Origin of the sequence: Paeniglutamicibacter sp. ZC-3 (assembly GCF_025847175.2) — a bacterium.
In the GTDB taxonomy this organism is placed as follows: Bacteria; Actinomycetota; Actinomycetes; order Actinomycetales; family Micrococcaceae; genus Paeniglutamicibacter; species Paeniglutamicibacter sulfureus.
In genome coordinates this window covers 12,356-28,697 of record NZ_JAOYTG010000026.1, presented here as the reverse complement: position 1 = coordinate 28,697, position 16,342 = coordinate 12,356, and the positions used below count along the sequence as shown (strand labels likewise).

Here is a 16,342-nt window from a genome sequence, read left to right as displayed (position 1 = left end):
TGCCGCCTCCTCTCGTGTTGTTCTTGCCTAGACCGATGCGCCCACGTGCACGCCGTGCGAAGCTTCCAACGGGGCCAGCGCCGTGGGGGCGTCCGCCGCCGCGGTGGCCAGGTCCTCGAACTCGTTGACTGCATCCAGTTCAGCACCCATGGCGATGTTTGTCACACGCTCCAGGATGACCTCGACGACGACGGGCACCTGGAACTCCGCGGCCAGGCGTCCGGCCTCGGCGAAGCCCTCGGCCAGCTTGGACGGGTCCTCCACGCGCACCGCCTTGCAGCCCAGGCCCTCGGCGACCTTGACGTGGTCAACGCCGTAGCCGTTGGTCTCCGGGGAGTTGATGTTCTCGAACCCCAGGGAGACGTGGTAATCCATCTCGAAGGGACGCTGCGACTGGCGGATCAGGCCCAGGTAGGAGTTGTTGACCACCACGTGGATGTAGGGCAGCTTGAACTGCGCGCCGACGGCCAGCTCCTCGATCATGAACTGGAAGTCGTAGTCCCCGGAGAGCGCGACGACGGTGGAGTTCGGCTTGCCGCGCACCACGCCCAGGGCCGCGGGGCCGGTCCAGCCCAGCGGGCCGGCCTGGCCGGCGTTGATCCACTGGCGCGGGCCGTAGACGTGCAGCATCTGTGCGCCGGCGATCTGGGACAGGCCGATGGTGGAGACATAGGTGGTGTCGCGGCCGAAGGCCTCGTTCATTTCCTGGTAGACGCGCTGCGGCTTGATCGGCATGTTCTCGAAGTTGGTCTTGCGGTGCAGCGTGCCCTTGCGCGCGGTGCATTGATCGGCCCACGCCGAGTAGTCCGGCAGGGTGCCGGCGGCCTTGCGGTCGCGTGCCGCGGCCAGCAGCTGGTCGATGGCCGCCCCGGCGTCGGAGATGATGCCCAGATCCGGGGAGAAGACCCGGCCGATCTGGGTGCCCTCGATGTCGATGTGCACGAACGTGCGGCCCTTGCGGTAGGTGTCCAGGCCGCCGGTGTGGCGGTTGGCCCAGCGGTTGCCCAGGCCCAGCACGAAGTCGGAGGCCAGGAAGGAGACGTTTCCGTAGCGGGTGTGGGTCTGGATGCCGACCATGCCCGACTGCAGGCGGTGGTCATCGGGAATGGTGCCCCAGCCCATCAGGGTCGGGGAAACCGGGATGTTCAGCAGTTCGGCCAGCTCGACGAGCTTGTCCGAGGCGTTGGCGTTGATGACCCCTCCGCCGGCAATGATCATCGGGTGCTTGGAGGCAACCAGCAGGTCCAGGACCTTCTCGGCCTGGCCGCGGGTGGCTGCCGGCTTGTCCGGGGTGAGCGGCTCGTAGGCGTCGATGTCGAATTCGATCGTCGCCATTTGCACGTTGATCGGCAAATCCAGCAGGACCGGGCCCGGGCGTGCCGAGCGCATGATCTGGAAGGCCTTGGCGAAGTATCCCGGGACCAGGCCCGGCTCCAGGATGGTGGCGGCGAACTTGGTGACCGGCTTGGCGATGGACTCGATGTCCACGGCCTGGAAGTCTTCCTTGTGCAGCTTGTCGGTCGGCGCCTGTCCGGTGATGCAGAGCATCGGGATGGAGTCCGCGATCGCGGCGTAGAGGCCGGTGATCATGTCGGTGCCGGCGGGGCCCGAGGTGCCCAGGCACAACCCGATCTTGCCCGTGGCCCGTGAGTAGCCGTCGGCCATGTGGCTGGCCCCCTCGACGTGGCGGGCCAGCGTGTGGCGGATGGTGCCGCGGCGCTGCATGGCCGAGTACAGGGGGTTGATGGCCGCACCGGGCAGCCCGAAGGCCTCGGTGGCGCCTTCCTTTTCCAGAATCAGGACAATTGCATCAACGACGCGCAACTTTGCCATGGTGTTCAGCTCCTTGTGTCAATCCCCGGCGCCGGCGCTTGCCTGGCGGGGGGAGGGTGTTGGTTTGGGTGGACCGATGGCGCACAGCGGGTGCTTGCCGCGAAGGATCCCTGGGGGCGGATGGTGCGGTGCCGGCTTCCGGGCCGGCACCGCACCAACTGCCCTGCTTGCTAGCTGGCGGCCACGGGTTCGGCCGGCACGTCGGCGGATCCGCTGAGGCGTTGTACGCCGCGGAAGAGCCCGGAGTGGTCAAGTGCGCCGTCGCCGCTGGCCACGGTGGAGGCCACGAGCTGGGCGACGAGTGCGCCGAGCGGAAGCACGACGCCCGCCTCGCGGGCCGCGGAGGTCACGATGCCCATGTCCTTGTGGTGCAGGGCCAGGCGGAAGCCGGGCTCGAAGGAGCGGTCGAGGATCTTCTGCCCCTTCTGGTCCAGGACCTTGGAGCCGGCGAGCCCGCCGCCCAGGACCGTGAGGGCCGCGTCGGTGTCCACGCCGTAGGCCTCAAGGAACACCACCGCCTCGGAAAGTGCCTGGATGTTCGCCGCAACGATCAGCTGGTTGGCTGCCTTGACGGTCTGGCCGGAACCCGAGGGGCCCACCAGCACGATGGTCTTGCCCACGGCGTTGAAGACGGCTTCGGCGTCGGCGAAGTCCGCTTGCTCGCCGCCGACCATGATGGAGAGCACTCCGCCGATGGCACCGGCCTCGCCGCCGGAGACCGGGGCGTCCAGCGGGCGGAGTCCCGCGGCGCGGGCCTCGTCGGACAGGCGCGCCGCCACGTCGGGGCGGATGGAAGAGTTGTCGATCCACAGGGCGCCGGACTTGGCGTGCGCGAAGACCCCGGCCTCGCCGGTGACGACGTCTTCGACGTCAGCGGAATCCGGAACCATGGTAATGATGACGTCGGCGTCGGCCACGGCCTCGGGGATGGAGCCGGCACCCTTGCCGCCGGCGGCAACGAGTTCCGCGGTCTTTTCCGGGCTCCGGTTGTAGCCGGTGACCTCAAAGCCTGCCTTGGCCAGGTTGATGGCCATGGGAAGGCCCATGATGCCCAGGCCGATGAATGCGATCTTGTGCGTGTTCGACATGCCGTGCTCCTGAAAACTTGTGCGTGCTGGTGGCTCGGGCAGCGCGTGCCCGAAAGTGTTTGGGGTGCCGGTTAGGCGGGCTGGCGGATGAGCCAGGTGAAGGCCTCCGCGTGGGCGGCCTTGTACTCAAGGGCGACGCCGCCGGCGTAGCCGAGGTCGCGGGAACGGGTGACCCATTCGCCCAGCGGCAGGGTTCCGGTGCCCGGCGCCCCGCGTCCCGGATCGTCGGCGATCTGGATGTGCCCGAATTCGTGGGCGTGCTCCTCGATCAGTGCGGCAACGTCGTCGCCGTTCACGGCCAGGTGGTAGAAGTCGGCCAGCAGCTTCACGTTGGCTGCCCCCGCGGCGTGGACCTTTTCCAGGACAAAGAACGCGTCGGCGGAGGTCTTCAGCGGGTAGGCCTCGGAACCGGAGATCGGCTCGAGCAACACCGTGCCGCCGATCCGCTCGACGCCCTTGGCTGCCGCGACCAGGTTGGAAATGGCCAGCTTGTCGTGCGCCTGGCCGTCGATCCCGGGCTGCCGGTTTCCGTACAGGGCGTTGAAGCCCTTGCAGCCGGTGGCCTCGCCGATGCCTGCCACGACGTCGATGTTGTCGAGGAACTCGGATTCGCGTCCGACCCAGGAAACCAGTCCGCGGTCCCCGGCCGGCATGTCGCCGGCGAAGAAGTTCAGGCCCTCGAGGGTGACGCCCGCGTCCTTGATCGAGGCAACGAAGGCGTCGACCTCGGAGTCGGCGGGTACGGCCGTGGCAAACGGCCACCAGAATTCAACGCTGTCAAAGCCCGCGGCCTTGGCCGCGGCGGCGCGCTCCAGCAGGGGCATCTCGGTGAGCAGGATTGAACAGTTGACGGTGTAGGCCATCTTCGACTCCTTCATGGTTCCAACTTCCATATTGTGAAATATGTTTATTGCCTTATGAGAACTCTAACGAGTGGGCCGAGTCACTGTCAAGGGTGCCCAACAGCTCCGCGCGTCGGCCTACTAACACGCCCCGGGCGACGGAAACGGACACGAACCGGGCATGACCAGTCAAATTCGGATCACGGGATTTTTTCCGGTAATTCCACCTGATGAAAATCCTTTTCTTTTACATGGAATCATGCCATCATCGATCCACGAAGTAATCTCCGTCACACCCCCTGTGGTGAAAGGTACGAGTTCTCATGACCCATCCAGATGTGCGCACAGCGACGTCAGAATCCAGCGTTCCGCCCGTGGTCCAGCACGAACTGAATCCCCATGGACTCAGCGCGTCGCTGTACAACAGCGACCTGGCACCGACCACCAAGGCGGGAAGGACCTGGTCCAGCTACAGCATCTTCACGCTGTGGGCCAACGACGTCCACTCCCTGGGGAACTACGCATTTGCGATTGGGCTCTTTGCACTCGGCCTGGGCGGCTGGCAGATCCTGCTGGCCCTGGGCTTCGGCGCAGTCCTGCTCTTTGGGCTGTTGAATTTTTCCGGCTTCATGGGCGAAAAGACCGGCGTCCCGTTCCCGGTTATGAGCCGCATTGCCTTCGGCATCCGCGGGGCACAGATCCCGGCCCTCCTGCGCGGTGCGGTGGCCATCGCCTGGTTCGGCATCCAGACCTACCTGGCATCCGTGGTGCTGGTGGTCATGATCCTGGCCGTGGCCCCTTCAGCCGCGAGCCTTAACTCCAACAGCATCCTGGGCCTTTCCACCCTGGGCTGGATTTGCTTCGTCTCCCTCTGGGCACTCCAACTGGTCATCGTCAGCTACGGCATGGAAATGATCCGCAAGTACGAGGCCTTCGCCGGTCCCGTCATCCTCGTCACCATGGGTGCGCTGGCCATCTGGATGTTCACCCAGGCCGGCGGCTCCATCGCCTGGTCCACCGGGGACGCCAAGACCGGGGTCGACATGTGGCTCGGGATCCTGGGCGGCGGCGCCCTCTGGGTCTCCATCTATGCAACCTTCGTGCTGAACTTCTGCGACTTCACCCGCAGCGCGCGCTCCAAGGGCTCGATCGTGCGCGGCAACTTCTGGGGCATCCCGCTGAACATGCTGCTCTTCGGCGTGATCGTCGTGGTCATGACCGGTGCACAGTTCAAGATCGACGGCACCATCATCGACAGCCCCTCGGACGTCGTCGCAGCCATTCCGAACACCTTCCTGCTGCTGGCGGCATCGGCGGCCCTGCTGATCCTGACCATCGCGGTGAACCTGATGGCCAACTTCGTCGCCCCGATCTACGCATTGACCAACCTCTTCCCCAAGGTGCTGAACTTCCGCCGCGCCGGCATCATCTCCGGGGTCATCGGCCTGCTGATCCTGCCGTGGAACCTCTACAACTCCCCCGCCGTCATCACCTACTTCCTCGGCGGCCTGGGCGCCCTGCTCGGCCCGCTGTTCGGCATCATCATGGCCGACTACTGGATCCTGCGCCGCGCCCGGATCAATGTCCCGGACCTCTACCGCACCAACCCCGAGGGCACCTACTTCTTCACCCGCGGCGTGAACTTCCGCGCCATCACCGCCCTGGGCATCTCCGCCATTGCGGCACTGGTCCTGGCCTTTTCGCCCGCCCTGGGACACGTCTCAGCCTTCGCCTGGTTCATCGGCTCCGGCCTCGGCGCCCTCGTCTACCTGGCCATCGCCAGGCGCGGCCAGGTCCACCAGGACGTCGACGGCGAGGCCATCGCCGTGGCACCCAGCCACTAGACGCCAACAGTTCCCCGATCCCACCGGCAACACAGGAGTTTCCCCATGCGCATTCTCGTCCTCAACGTCAATACCACCGCGTCCATGACCCGGTCCATCGGCGACTCCGCCCGTTCGGCGGCCTCCCCGGGAACCGAGATCGTCGAGCTGACGCCCGACTTCGGTGCCGATTCCTGCGAGGGAAACTTCGAGAGCTACCTCGCCGCCATTGCCGTCATGGACAAGGTCGTGAACTACACAGAGCCCTTCGACGCCGTCATCCAGGCCGGCTACGGCGAACACGGCCGCGAGGGCCTGCAGGAACTGCTCGATGTACCGGTCGTGGACATCACCGAGGCGGCCGCATCCACCGCCCAGTTCCTGGGGCACAAGTACTCCGTGGTCACCACGCTGGACAGGACGGTTCCGCTGATCGAGGACCGGCTGAAGCTGGCGGGCCTCACCGATCGCTGCGCCTCGGTCCGCGCCAGCGGGCTGGGCGTGCTCGAGCTCGAGTCCGATCCCGAACGCGCCGTGGCCGCCATCGTGGAGCAGTCTCGCCAGGCGGTGCAGGACGACAAGGCCGAGGTCATCGTGCTTGGCTGCGGCGGCATGGCGGAGCTTGAGGCCAAGGTCGCCGAGGCCACCGGCGTGCCGATCGTGGACGGCGTGCGTGCCGCGGTGACCATCGCCGAATCCCTCATCCGGCTGGGGCTGAGCACCTCCAAGGTGCGCACCTACGCCATGCCTCGACCGAAGGTGGTCACCGGCTGGCCGATCACCAAGGCCGCCGTCAACGCTGGCTGACGCGCCGGACATCGAGGACCACGCTTGACGAGGGGCGGCTGCCGGTACGGCGGCCGCCCTCCGTTCATTTGGCCCGTTCATTTGGCCAATGGTCGCGGGTTTGGCCCGCAGCTTGAAGCACCCCAGATCGTGCCACCTCCCGCGTCTTTGGGTTCGCCGAGGCCGGAAGACACTTCGCCGCCGCCCTTTGCGGGATGATCGGTAGGTGGAACTTTCAATGGCTTCGATCCCGGCGGGCAAGGTCCGCCTGCGCGATGCCCGATCCGATTCGGTCCGCGAGGTCAACCTCCGCCCGATTCATCTCTCCGAGACACCTGTCACCCAGGCCCAATGGGCGGACGCGGACGGTGCCGAACTCGTCGAGGCCTCCGCGCAGGATGTGCCCGCCCACCCGGTCACCTGGTTCGAGGCGGTGCGCTGGTGCAACAAGCTCTCGCAGGACCACGGACTCGATCTGGCCTACCAGATAGCAGGTCGAGAGATCACCTGGAACGTCGGCGCCGGGGGCTACAGGTTGCCAACCGAGGCCGAATGGGAATTTGCCTGTCGCGCGGGCACCACGGCGCCCACCTATGCCCCCCTGTCGAAGATCGCGTGGACCTCCGGAGACGGAGTCAACGGCCCGCAAGCCGCCCGCCTCAAGGAGCCCAATGGCTTCGGCCTCTTCGACATGATCGGCAACATCTGGGAATGGTGCTGGGACTTTGCGGACACGGCACGCTACGGGGACTACAGAAGTCTGCGCGGCGGCGGCTGGGACGACAAGTCCTGGAGCTGCCGCGCCTCGGTGCGCCGGGGCAGCGCACCCGATGCCGTGCTTGAAGACGTCGGATTCCGGGTGGCGCGAGGAGCGGTCGGCGAGCGCGGCGAGACCGCTGCACAGGGGTGGTCCGCCACGGCGGATCGCCGGCGGGCCGATATCCGCGGCCCTCTTCCCCTCGGGTGGACGCCATTGCGGAGCCTGCTGCGTGGCTGACCGCGTCCCGCAAGTCACCCCATCCGTGGGCGTATACTTTTTCGCATGTCCATTTTGATCTCGACCCCACCGCCCCGCGGGCGTTCGGAGGTAGCCGGCGTCTTTTCCGCCGGCTCGAGATAAGGCTGTCCACTTTCGGTGATATTTCGCGCCCCTTTGGCGCGCCCACATCCGCCGCCGGGTGATCGGCGACTCGTCGCCCGACCGCGCGCGGATCCTTTGCCCCACCCGAAGCATGCCCCCTCCCCTTCGCCGCGGCGACGAGGCGGCACGACAGTCAGGCCCAGAATTTCCATGCATTCACTTTCCGAAAAACAGATCCGTTCATCCTTCATCAATGCCTCGCTGCGCGAGCGCAAGGCCATCACGCTCCCGGAGGACTTCGACTCCCTGGATTGGGACACCTTCGAGTTCCTGGGGTGGAGGGATCCGAAGTTGCCTTTGGTCGGCTATGTCGTCACCGTTCTCGACGACGCACCTGTGGGCATCATGTTCCGCAAGACCGAGGGCAAGATCCGCAACCGCCCCCAGTGCTCGTGGTGCGAGGACGTCGACCTGCCCAACGACGTGGTGTTTTTCAACGCCAGGAAGGGCGGCCAGGCCGGCCGCGACGGCGACACCATCGGCATCCTGGTGTGCGCCGAGTTCCAGTGCCCCGCCAATGTCCGCATGATGAAATCGCTGCCCTACCTCGGTTTCGATCGCGGGGCGGAGGTCAACCGGCGCATCGCCGTGCTGCGCGAGCATGTGCAGAACTTCGCCAAGCGGGTGCGCGACGACGCCTGATCCCGGCAGCTGGCCTCTTGCGGAACGACGCAATTAGCCCCGCGACACCAGCCATGCCAGCACGTCGCCATCCAGCTCACGGTCCGCAAGGATGAGCCGGGAAGCCGGCCGGTCCCCGACCGCTGCGGCCGTCTGCGGCGACGGAGCTCCCTCCCAACGGAGTTGAAGACCGGCCTTCTGCGCCACCTTGAGCGATGCGGGGTTGGTGGAAAGCACCCGGGCAATCACCGGCACCAAATCCCTGGCGGCATGGGCGCGTTCCACCGCGTACCCGGCAAGTTCGGTGGCGAATCCGTGGCCCCAGCAGGCAGGGTCCAGCCGGTAGCCAAGGTTCCATACGGGCGTGCCGGCAACCGCCGCAAGCAGGTGCACTCCCCCGGTGCCCAGTACCTGGCCGGGCTCCAAGGGCGGGTAGGCGCCGGCCTCGCCCAGCCGCACGACCCAGTGCGAGAGGCCGTGCTCCCGCCAGCCGGCGCCAAACGTTTCCAGCAAGGACTCGGTCTGCCGCGGATCCGTGACCCGTTCGCCGGGGATGTGCGCCCAGGTCCGCGGATCGCCGGAGATCGCGAAGACCTCATCCAGGTCCTCGGGGACGGGTGGATCGAGACGTAGCCGTTGCGTCATCTGCCGGTCCGGGATCATTCCACCAAACTACCGTCCGGCGGCAAAAAAGCCGGGAATAGCGGGTCCGGCACCGAGCCACGCCTCTGCATATGAGTCGATACCGGTTCGATATGGATTGGATTCCGGGCCCGTCGCCGGCCCGCTCGTTGGTAGGGTGTCTGCATGATCAACACTGCCCGCCTGCACTCGGACCTTTCCCGACTCGGCCGCGAAACCAACATGATGCTGGCCACGATCGACACCCTGTCCGCCGACGAAATGTCGGCGCCGTCCCTGTGCGAGGGGTGGAGCCGGGCCGATGTCATTGCCCACCTGGCATCCAACGGCCGTTCGCTGGTCAAGCTCATCGACTGGGCCACCAGCGGGGAAGAGCAGCAGCTCTATGCCTCCCCGGAGGCCCGCAACGCGGAGATCGCCGCGCTCGCTGCCCTGCCGGGCCGGGAACTCGTCGAGAAATTCCGCAGCGCCGCGGAGTACTTCGCCGAACAGTGCGAGCGCCTGGCCGGGGAGCTCGCGGTCCAGGAAGTGAACCTGCACGGCAAGGTCATCCCCGCCACCTCCATCGTGGCGCTGCGCATCGCCGAGGTCGTCGTGCACCACCACGACCTGGACACCGCCTGGACCATCGAGGAGGCCGACCCTGACTCGCAGCTGGACGCCGTGGAGGCGGCGGTGCGCACCATGCGCGCCAAGGACGCCCCGGGCATGACGCTGGTGACCGAGGAAGGCGACGAGTGGGTCGTCGGCGACGGCGCCCTGCAGGTCAAGTCGGACCGCGAGGGCCTGATCGAGTGGCTCGCGCGCGGCCAGGCACGCTACATTGAATCCAGCGGACCCCTGCCGGTGCTCCCGGCCTGGTAGCAAACGCCTCTCCCCGGCACCACCCCTTTCCCAACGGGCGCCGGCCGAGATGGGGGGCAGGGGGTTTCCCCTCCCCCAAACACCGTCGGGCCCTTTGAACGCATCGCGTTCGAAGGGCCCGACGGTGTTAAGCGCTGTGCCGCGTTACAAGGCGATCTGGCGGTTCTGGTCCTTGTAGAGCAGGTAGCGGAAGTTCGACGGTCCGCCGGCGTAACAGGCCTGCGGGCAGAAGGCGCGCAGCGACATGTAGTCCCCCGCCTCGACCTCGACCCAGTCGGCGTTCAGCCGGTAGACGGCCTTGCCCTCCAAGACGTACAGGCCGTGCTCCATCACGTGGGTCTCGGCGAACGGGATGGAGGCGCCGGGCTCGAAGGTTACGATGTTCACGCCAAAGTCGAACGCCACGTCCTGCGGGTCAAGCATGCGCGTGGTGCGCCACTTGCCCTCGGTCTCCGGCATCGCGCCGGGCTCGATGTCGCGCTCGTTGCCGACGACCGGTCCCGGGGCCGCGACGCCGGCCAGGACCTCGTAGCGCTTGCGGATCCAGTGGAAGGTCGCCACCTCGACGCCGTTGTTGTGGGCCTGCCACTGTGTGCCGGCCGGGACGTAGGCGAACCCGCCCTCTTCTAGGGTGTGCGCGGCGCCGTCGATGGTCACGGTCAGCCGGCCGGAGACCACGAAGACGAAGGACTGGACCTCGGCCTGCGGCTCCGGGTGATCCGAACCGCCGCCCGGGGAGACCTCCACGATGGACTGGGCGAAGGTGGTCGAGCCGCCGGCGACCGGGCGGTTCAGCACCCAGGCGCGGGTGCCGGTCCACTCCGGGAAGACCGAGGTGACGATGTCACGCAGCACCCCGCGCGGGATGACCGTATAGGCCTCGGTGACGATGGCGCGGTCGGTCAACAGGTCGGTCTGCGGCGGGTGCCCTCCGTAGTTCGTGTAGTAGCTTGCATCCGCACGAGTCTGGATCTTAGACATTCGAGTCCTCCGTCTGTGTTGCTCGCGTCAGGGCGATTGATTCAAGGGTGGATAGGGAAATCTCTGCTTCCGCGGCGATCTCCTCGGCGGTCAGTGCGCCGCAGACCAGGCCGCGGCGGATGAAGTTGGCCAGCGCCTTGGCGGTGGCCGGTTCGTCCATGATGGCCGATTCGATGCGGTGCACGTAGTTGCGCAGGCGCGCCGCCGCGGCGGCAAAGCCCTCGCGGTAAAACGCGTAGGTGGCCAGGTAGCGGGTGGGCAGCTGGTTCTGGTGCAGGTCCCAGCCCTGGTAGATCCCGCGCTCCAGGTGGCGGCGCACCAGCCGGGCATGCAGTGCCCAGGCGGCCTGGACCTGTTCCGGATCGCCCAGGGGCAGGATATTGGTGGAGCCGTCGGAGAGGTGCACGCCGGTGCCGGCGACGGCCACCTGCATGACGTTCTTGGCGTAGTCGGCCGCCGGGTGCTCCATCGACTGGTAGGCCGCCGCGATGCCCAGCGAGGCCGAGTAGTCGTAGGTGCCATAGTGCAGCGAGGTGATCCGCCCCTGGCCCGCGTGCAGCAGCGTCGCCGAGGGGACGGTGCCGTCATGGGCGAGGATCAGTTGCGGGGTTTCCATCTGGACCTCGAAGCGCAGGCGCCCGGCGGGCAGCGAGTGCGCCGCCTCCAGCTGCTCGCAGACGAAGACCATGGCGCGGACCTGGGCGACGGTGGTGACCTTCGGCAGGGTCAGCACCAGGCCCGGCGGCAATTCGCCGGCGCGGGCCAGCGTGGAGACGAACAGATCCAGCGTCCGCAGCCCGCGGGCCCGGGTGGGTGCCTCGAGGCACTTGAAGCGGATGCCGATGAACGGCGGAGCCACGCCCGCCGCCACGGCCTTGGCGACCTGTTCTGCCGCTGCAACGGCAGCGGCGTCCTCGGCCGTATCGCCGCGGTTGCCGTATCCGTCCTCGAAGTCCAGGCGCAGGTCCTCGATGGGCTCGCTGCCCAGCTTCGCGGCAACCAGCGTGGCAAGTTCCTCCGGCCGCGTCAGTCCCAGCTTCCCGGCCAGGTCGGCCAGGCCCGCCACGCCGCCGGCGGCCTCAAGCGCCGCGGCGCCCCAGGCCGCGGGCAGCTCGGGGGTGAAGCGGTCGGCCGGGACGTAGGCGGTGTGGATCGGCTGGCGCCGTCCATCGTCGCCCGGGTAGTTCTGCTCCAGCAGTTCGTCGGTGGGGGCCAACTCGCTTTCGATGCGTGCCAGTGCGGCCGCGCCCAGCGCGCCCTGGCGGATCATTTTGCCACCAGCTCGGTGCTCAGCAGGCGGTAGGCAGGCAGCGTGAGAAAGTCCTCGAAGTCCTCCTCGCGCCCGGAGACCAGTCGGCCGATGAGTTCGGCGGCCGGGGCATAGTAGGCGGCGAAGGTTTCCTCGTCGTTGACCTCGTCGCGCAGCTTGGCGACCTGGACGGCCAGGGCATCGGCGACGAGTTCGGCGGTGATGGTGTTGCCGGTGTCTGCGGCGACGACCTGGTTGTTGATCTGCTGCCAGATCTGCGAACGGGAAATCTCCGCCGTTGCCGCGTCCTCCATGAGGTTGTGGATGGCCACCGCGCCATTGCCCGAGAGCCAGACGGCGGTGTATGCCACTGCAACGTAGAGGTTGGCGTTGACCCCGGCCTCGGTCACCGAGCCCGGTGCCGAGGCGACGTCGAGCAGTTGTTCGGCGGTGACCGCGACCTCGGGACGCTGGCGGTCGATCTGGTTGGGCTTGGCGCCGAGCACGGAGTCGAAGACCTCCACGCAGATCGGGACCAGATCGGGGTGTGCCACCCAAGAGCCGTCGAAGCCGTCGTTGGCCTCGCGGGTCTTGTCGGCCCGGACCTTCTCGAACGCGGCGGCGGTGACCTCCGGCTCGCGGCGGTTCGGGATGACGGCGGCCATGCCGCCCATCGCAAAGGCACCGCGCTTGTGGCAGGTGGCCACCAGCAGTTCGGTGTACGCGCGCATCATCGGCGCCGTCATGGCCACATCGGCGCGGTCCGGCATGACGAACTTCTCGCCGGCCTCGCGGAAGTACTTGATGATGGAGAAGAGGTAGTCCCAGCGCCCGGCGTTCAGGCCCGAGGCGTAGTCGCGCAGCTCGTAGAGCATCTCGTCCATCTGGAACGCGGCCGGGATGGTTTCGATGAGCATGGTGGCGCGGATGGTGCCGTGCTCGATCCCGAGTTCCGCCTCGGCGAAGGCGAACACCTGGTTCCACAGGCGGGACTCGAGGTAGGACTCCATCTTGGGCAGGTAGTAGAACGGGCCCTGGCCCGATTCCGCCAACACCTTGGCGTTGTGGAAGAAATGCAGGCCGAAGTCCACCAGCGCGCCGATTGCCGGTGCGCCGTTGATGAGCACGTTGGCCTCCGGCAGGTGCCAGCCGCGCGGGCGGACCACGACGGTGGCCAGCGGTGCGTCGGTGCGCAGCGCGTAGGACTTGCCGTTGCCCGCGTCTTCGAAGGACAGGGTGCCGGCGGCCGCCTCGGTGAGGTTCACCAGCGCATCCACGACGTTGTGCCAGGTCGGGGTCGAGGCGTCCTCGAGGTCGGCAAGCCAGACCTTGGCGCCGGAGTTCAGCGCGTTGATGGCCATCTTGGCCGGGGAAGCCGGGCCGGTGATTTCCACGCGGCGGTCCTGCAGGGCGGCCGGCGCCTGGGCGACCTTCCAGTCGCCGGCGCGGATGTCCGCGGTGGCCGGGTCGAAGTCCATGGTGCCGGTCTTGGCGACCTCCGCGCGGGCCTTGGTGCGTGCCGCCAGCAGCTCCTCGCGGGTTCCGGTGAACTTCTCGTGCAGCTTCAGGACGAAGGCCAGCGCCTCGGTGGAGAGGATCTCATCGGCCTTGGCAACGGACGGGGTGTGGGTCAGTGTGATGCTCATCGTGGTGGACCAGATCTTTCTTGCTACTTGTTCTTCACGGCCGCGGAGGAGACGGCCTCGGCAACGTCTGCGGCCACGTGCGGGTCGAAGACGGAGGGAATGATGAAACCTGGGTTGAGTTCATCTTGGCTCACCCGGGCGGAAATGGCATCGGCTGCGGCCAACAACATTTCGTCGGTGATGTCTGAAACGCGTGCGTCGAGCAGTCCGCGGAAGAAACCCGGGAAGGCCAAAACGTTGTTGATCTGGTTCGGGAAGTCCGAACGGCCCGTGGCGACCACTGCGGCATGGCGGCCGGCGGCGATCGGATCGACCTCCGGGTCGGGGTTGGCCATGGCGAAGACGATGGCATTCTCGTTCATGGCCTCGATGTCCGCCTCGTCCAGGACGTTGGGGGCGGAGACGCCGATGAAGACGTCGGCGCCGACCATGGCTTCCCTGAGCGTCCCGGTGAACTGTTCCGGGTTGGTGTTGTCGGCCAGCCACTGGCGGTGCGGGTCTGCGGAAACATCGGTGCGGCTGATCGCTCCGTTGCGGCCGGCGGCGATGATGTTCTTGGCGCCGCGGGCGGCCAGGAGCTGGATGATGGCGTTGCCGGCGGCACCGACGCCGGAGACGACGATGCGGACCTTGTCGATCTGCTTGCCGACCACAAGCAGCGCGTTGGTCAATGCTGCGAGGGTGACGATGGCGGTGCCGTGCTGGTCGTCATGGAAGACCGGGATGTCCAGCTCCTCGCGCAGGCGGGCCTCGATCTCGAAGCAGCGCGGTGCGGCGATGTCCTCGAGGTTCACCCCTCCGTAGACCGGGGCGAGGGCCTTGACGATCATGATGATCTCCTCGGTGTCCTGGGTGTCCAGGCAGACCGGCCAGGCATCAACGTTGGCGAACTGCTTGAACAGCGCGGCCTTGCCTTCCATGACCGGAAGCGCGGCGGCAGGGCCGATGTTGCCCAGGCCCAGGACGGCGGAGCCGTCGGTGACCACGGCAATGGTGTTGCGCTTGATGGTGAGGTTGCGGGCGTCCTCGGGGTTCTCGGCGATGGCCATGCACACACGGGCCACCCCGGGGGTGTAGGCGCGGGAGAGATCGTCGCGGTTTCGCAGGGCGACCTTCGGGACGACCTCCAGCTTGCCGCCCAAGTGCATGAGGAAGGTGCGATCCGAGACATTGCGGACGTTCACGCCGTCCAGCGCATCGAGGGCATCGCGGACCGATTGGCCGTGTGCGGCATCGGTGGTGTTGCAGCTGACGTCGACGACCATGTGGTCATGGCCGGATTCGGCCACGTCAAGTGCCGTGATTGACCCTCCGGCGCGGCCCACGGCCGCGGCCAGTTCGCTGGTTGCAGTGATCGAGACGGGCGTTTGGACACGCAGCGTCAGTGAATATCCCGGGCTAGGTACAGCCATATCGTCCTCCTGAAAAAGTTTCCGTATAGTGGATACTATTATCTACTCAGTGAAATTACAAGCACTTATGTAGAGTGGGTCACGGGAATTGTGCAGCAAAGTTTCGGATCGTGGAAGAAATAGCTAGGGTTCCGGTAGTGTTGCACCACAAGACTTGACCGTTTGCGGGACCTTTTGACGGTTCCCGCCCGCGCACCAGCAGACCCAGGAGCATCGCCATGGCCGAAGTAAAGACGACATCGGGCGTCCAATCCGTCGAGCGCGCCTTCGAGCTCCTTGAACTCATTGGCCGGGCCGGCGGGGAGGCGGCCCTGAGCGAACTTGCCATGGACACCCCGCTCCCGCTTCCCACCATCCACAGGCTGCTGCGCACCCTGGTCGGCATTGGTTACGTCCGCCAGCTGAACAACCGCCGCTACGCCCTCGGCCCGCGGCTGATCCGCCTGGGCGAGGTCGCCAACCGCCAGCTGGGCGCCCTGTCCACGCCCATCCTGCAGAACCTGGTGAACGAACTGGGCGAGTCGGCCAGCATCGCGGTGCTCGACGGCGACATGGTCACCTACATTTCCCAAGCCCAGTCGCCGCACGCGATGCGCATGATCACCGAGGTCGGGCGCCGCTCGTCGCTCCATGGAACCGGAGTGGGCAAGGCAATCCTGTCGGTGCTGGAAAACGACCGGGTCCAGCGCCTGGTCAACCAGGCGGGCATGGCGCCCCACACGCCGAAAACCATCGGCACCATGCACCAGCTCTTCGAGGAACTCGATCAGGTGCGCACCCGCGGCTATGCCATCGACGAGGAAGAGCAGGAGCTCGGCGTGCGCTGTCTGGCGATGGCGGTCCCCGGCGCGCCGACCCCGATGGCGATCTCCGTCTCCGGGCCCGTCACCCGGCTCAACGACGAGTTCGCAGCCAGGGCCGTGCCGCGCTTGCGCGCAGCGACGGCCCAGCTTTCCGCGGCCCTCGCCGTCACGACGGGCTAGGGCGACCGACCGCACGGGACGTCATGGAACCGGGAATTCCTGAATCCACTTTGTACGCACGATCCTTCATCGCGTCGGCGCCTTGGCGCGCGCTGCGTAGGCGAGCCGCCGCGTAGGGCGGGAAGCCGCGTAGGGCGGGAAGCCGCGTAGGGCGGGAAGCCGCGCGGCTTTCCATGGCCACGATGCACATGATCGGCGCGTTCTGCGACCGGCCCTGCAGTGCCCAGGCGTCCAGCAGACCGTTGCGTCACTGGACTCGGGGATGCCCGCGGGCCCGGTACGGTGCGGAAAACGAGGAGGTCACCCTCTTGCGACCCCTGGGATCCTCACCAGCATGCTCTCGATACCGGTCCCATGCCTACGAAATGTGAACAAGCATCTCGCGGGTTTCCTGAGCCTGATAGCCGGAGCCCAACACCTGGAGCTTCCAA

14 protein-coding genes are annotated in these 16,342 nt (G+C 67.0%); 6 read left to right on the top strand and 8 right to left on the bottom strand.

Annotated elements, in window-relative coordinates; translation table 11 throughout:
• Window positions 1-27: 27 nt before the first annotated feature.
• From gcl to OIU93_RS18795, 3 genes are all read right to left on the bottom strand, one after another.
• Window positions 28-1,833 carry a glyoxylate carboligase gene (gene gcl, locus OIU93_RS18805; RefSeq protein ID WP_264271588.1) on the bottom strand — a complete coding sequence of 602 codons (1,806 nt, stop codon included), beginning with the start codon at window positions 1,831-1,833 and terminating at the stop codon, window positions 28-30.
• Between the two features lie 170 nt (window positions 1,834-2,003).
• Window positions 2,004-2,921 carry a 2-hydroxy-3-oxopropionate reductase gene (locus tag OIU93_RS18800; RefSeq protein WP_264271587.1) on the bottom strand — a complete coding sequence of 306 codons (918 nt, stop codon included), beginning with the start codon at window positions 2,919-2,921 and terminating at the stop codon, window positions 2,004-2,006.
• A 71-nt stretch (window positions 2,922-2,992) separates the two neighbouring features.
• The gene (locus OIU93_RS18795) at window positions 2,993-3,784 is read right to left on the bottom strand and encodes a hydroxypyruvate isomerase family protein (RefSeq protein WP_264271617.1); all 792 of its coding nucleotides are present in this window, start codon (window positions 3,782-3,784) and stop codon (window positions 2,993-2,995) included.
• A 302-nt stretch (window positions 3,785-4,086) separates the two neighbouring features.
• Here OIU93_RS18795 and OIU93_RS18790 point away from each other — a divergent pair, with 302 nt between their 5' ends.
• The 4 genes from OIU93_RS18790 to OIU93_RS18775 all read left to right on the top strand — a co-directional run bounded on the left by OIU93_RS18790 (window position 4,087) and on the right by OIU93_RS18775 (window position 8,155).
• On the top strand, window positions 4,087-5,607 hold the full coding sequence (locus OIU93_RS18790; RefSeq protein ID WP_264271586.1) for an NCS1 family nucleobase:cation symporter-1: 1,521 nt from the start codon (window positions 4,087-4,089) through the stop codon (window positions 5,605-5,607).
• A 45-nt stretch (window positions 5,608-5,652) separates the two neighbouring features.
• Complete coding sequence (locus OIU93_RS18785; RefSeq protein ID WP_264271585.1) at window positions 5,653-6,393, top strand: aspartate/glutamate racemase family protein; 741 nt, start codon at window positions 5,653-5,655, stop codon at window positions 6,391-6,393.
• A gap of 217 nt (window positions 6,394-6,610) precedes the next feature.
• Window positions 6,611-7,369, top strand: coding sequence for a formylglycine-generating enzyme family protein (locus tag OIU93_RS18780; protein WP_264271584.1), 759 nt, complete (start codon window positions 6,611-6,613; stop codon window positions 7,367-7,369).
• A gap of 294 nt (window positions 7,370-7,663) precedes the next feature.
• Entirely contained in the window at window positions 7,664-8,155 is a 492-nt protein-coding gene (locus OIU93_RS18775; RefSeq protein ID WP_264271583.1) for an FBP domain-containing protein, read from the top strand.
• Between the two features lie 33 nt (window positions 8,156-8,188).
• On the opposite strand, the gene OIU93_RS18770 is transcribed toward OIU93_RS18775, so the two are convergent.
• Window positions 8,189-8,779: a GNAT family N-acetyltransferase gene (locus OIU93_RS18770; protein ID WP_264271582.1), complete on the bottom strand. Its 591-nt coding sequence runs from the start codon at window positions 8,777-8,779 to the stop codon at window positions 8,189-8,191.
• Window positions 8,780-8,941: 162 nt separating this feature from the next.
• Between OIU93_RS18770 and OIU93_RS18765 the strand changes: the two genes are divergently transcribed.
• Complete coding sequence (locus OIU93_RS18765; protein WP_264271581.1) at window positions 8,942-9,640, top strand: maleylpyruvate isomerase family mycothiol-dependent enzyme; 699 nt, start codon at window positions 8,942-8,944, stop codon at window positions 9,638-9,640.
• Window positions 9,641-9,784: 144 nt separating this feature from the next.
• On the opposite strand, the gene OIU93_RS18760 is transcribed toward OIU93_RS18765, so the two are convergent.
• The 4 genes from OIU93_RS18760 to OIU93_RS18745 are packed head-to-tail and all read right to left on the bottom strand — an operon-like array spanning window position 9,785 to window position 14,928.
• Window positions 9,785-10,621, bottom strand: coding sequence for a bifunctional allantoicase/(S)-ureidoglycine aminohydrolase (locus OIU93_RS18760; RefSeq protein WP_217390763.1), 837 nt, complete (start codon window positions 10,619-10,621; stop codon window positions 9,785-9,787).
• Window positions 10,614-11,891 carry an aldolase gene (locus tag OIU93_RS18755; RefSeq protein WP_264271580.1) on the bottom strand — a complete coding sequence of 426 codons (1,278 nt, stop codon included), beginning with the start codon at window positions 11,889-11,891 and terminating at the stop codon, window positions 10,614-10,616. Before OIU93_RS18755 ends, OIU93_RS18760 begins: the two co-directional genes overlap by 8 nt.
• Window positions 11,888-13,516, bottom strand: coding sequence for a malate synthase A (aceB, locus tag OIU93_RS18750; protein WP_264271579.1), 1,629 nt, complete (start codon window positions 13,514-13,516; stop codon window positions 11,888-11,890). Before aceB ends, OIU93_RS18755 begins: the two co-directional genes overlap by 4 nt.
• A 23-nt stretch (window positions 13,517-13,539) precedes the next feature.
• Entirely contained in the window at window positions 13,540-14,928 is a 1,389-nt protein-coding gene (locus tag OIU93_RS18745; RefSeq protein WP_264271578.1) for an NAD-dependent malic enzyme, read from the bottom strand.
• Between the two features lie 218 nt (window positions 14,929-15,146).
• Between OIU93_RS18745 and OIU93_RS18740 the strand changes: the two genes are divergently transcribed.
• The gene (locus OIU93_RS18740; protein WP_264271577.1) at window positions 15,147-15,911 is read left to right on the top strand and encodes an IclR family transcriptional regulator; all 765 of its coding nucleotides are present in this window, start codon (window positions 15,147-15,149) and stop codon (window positions 15,909-15,911) included.
• Window positions 15,912-16,342: the final 431 nt, after the last annotated feature.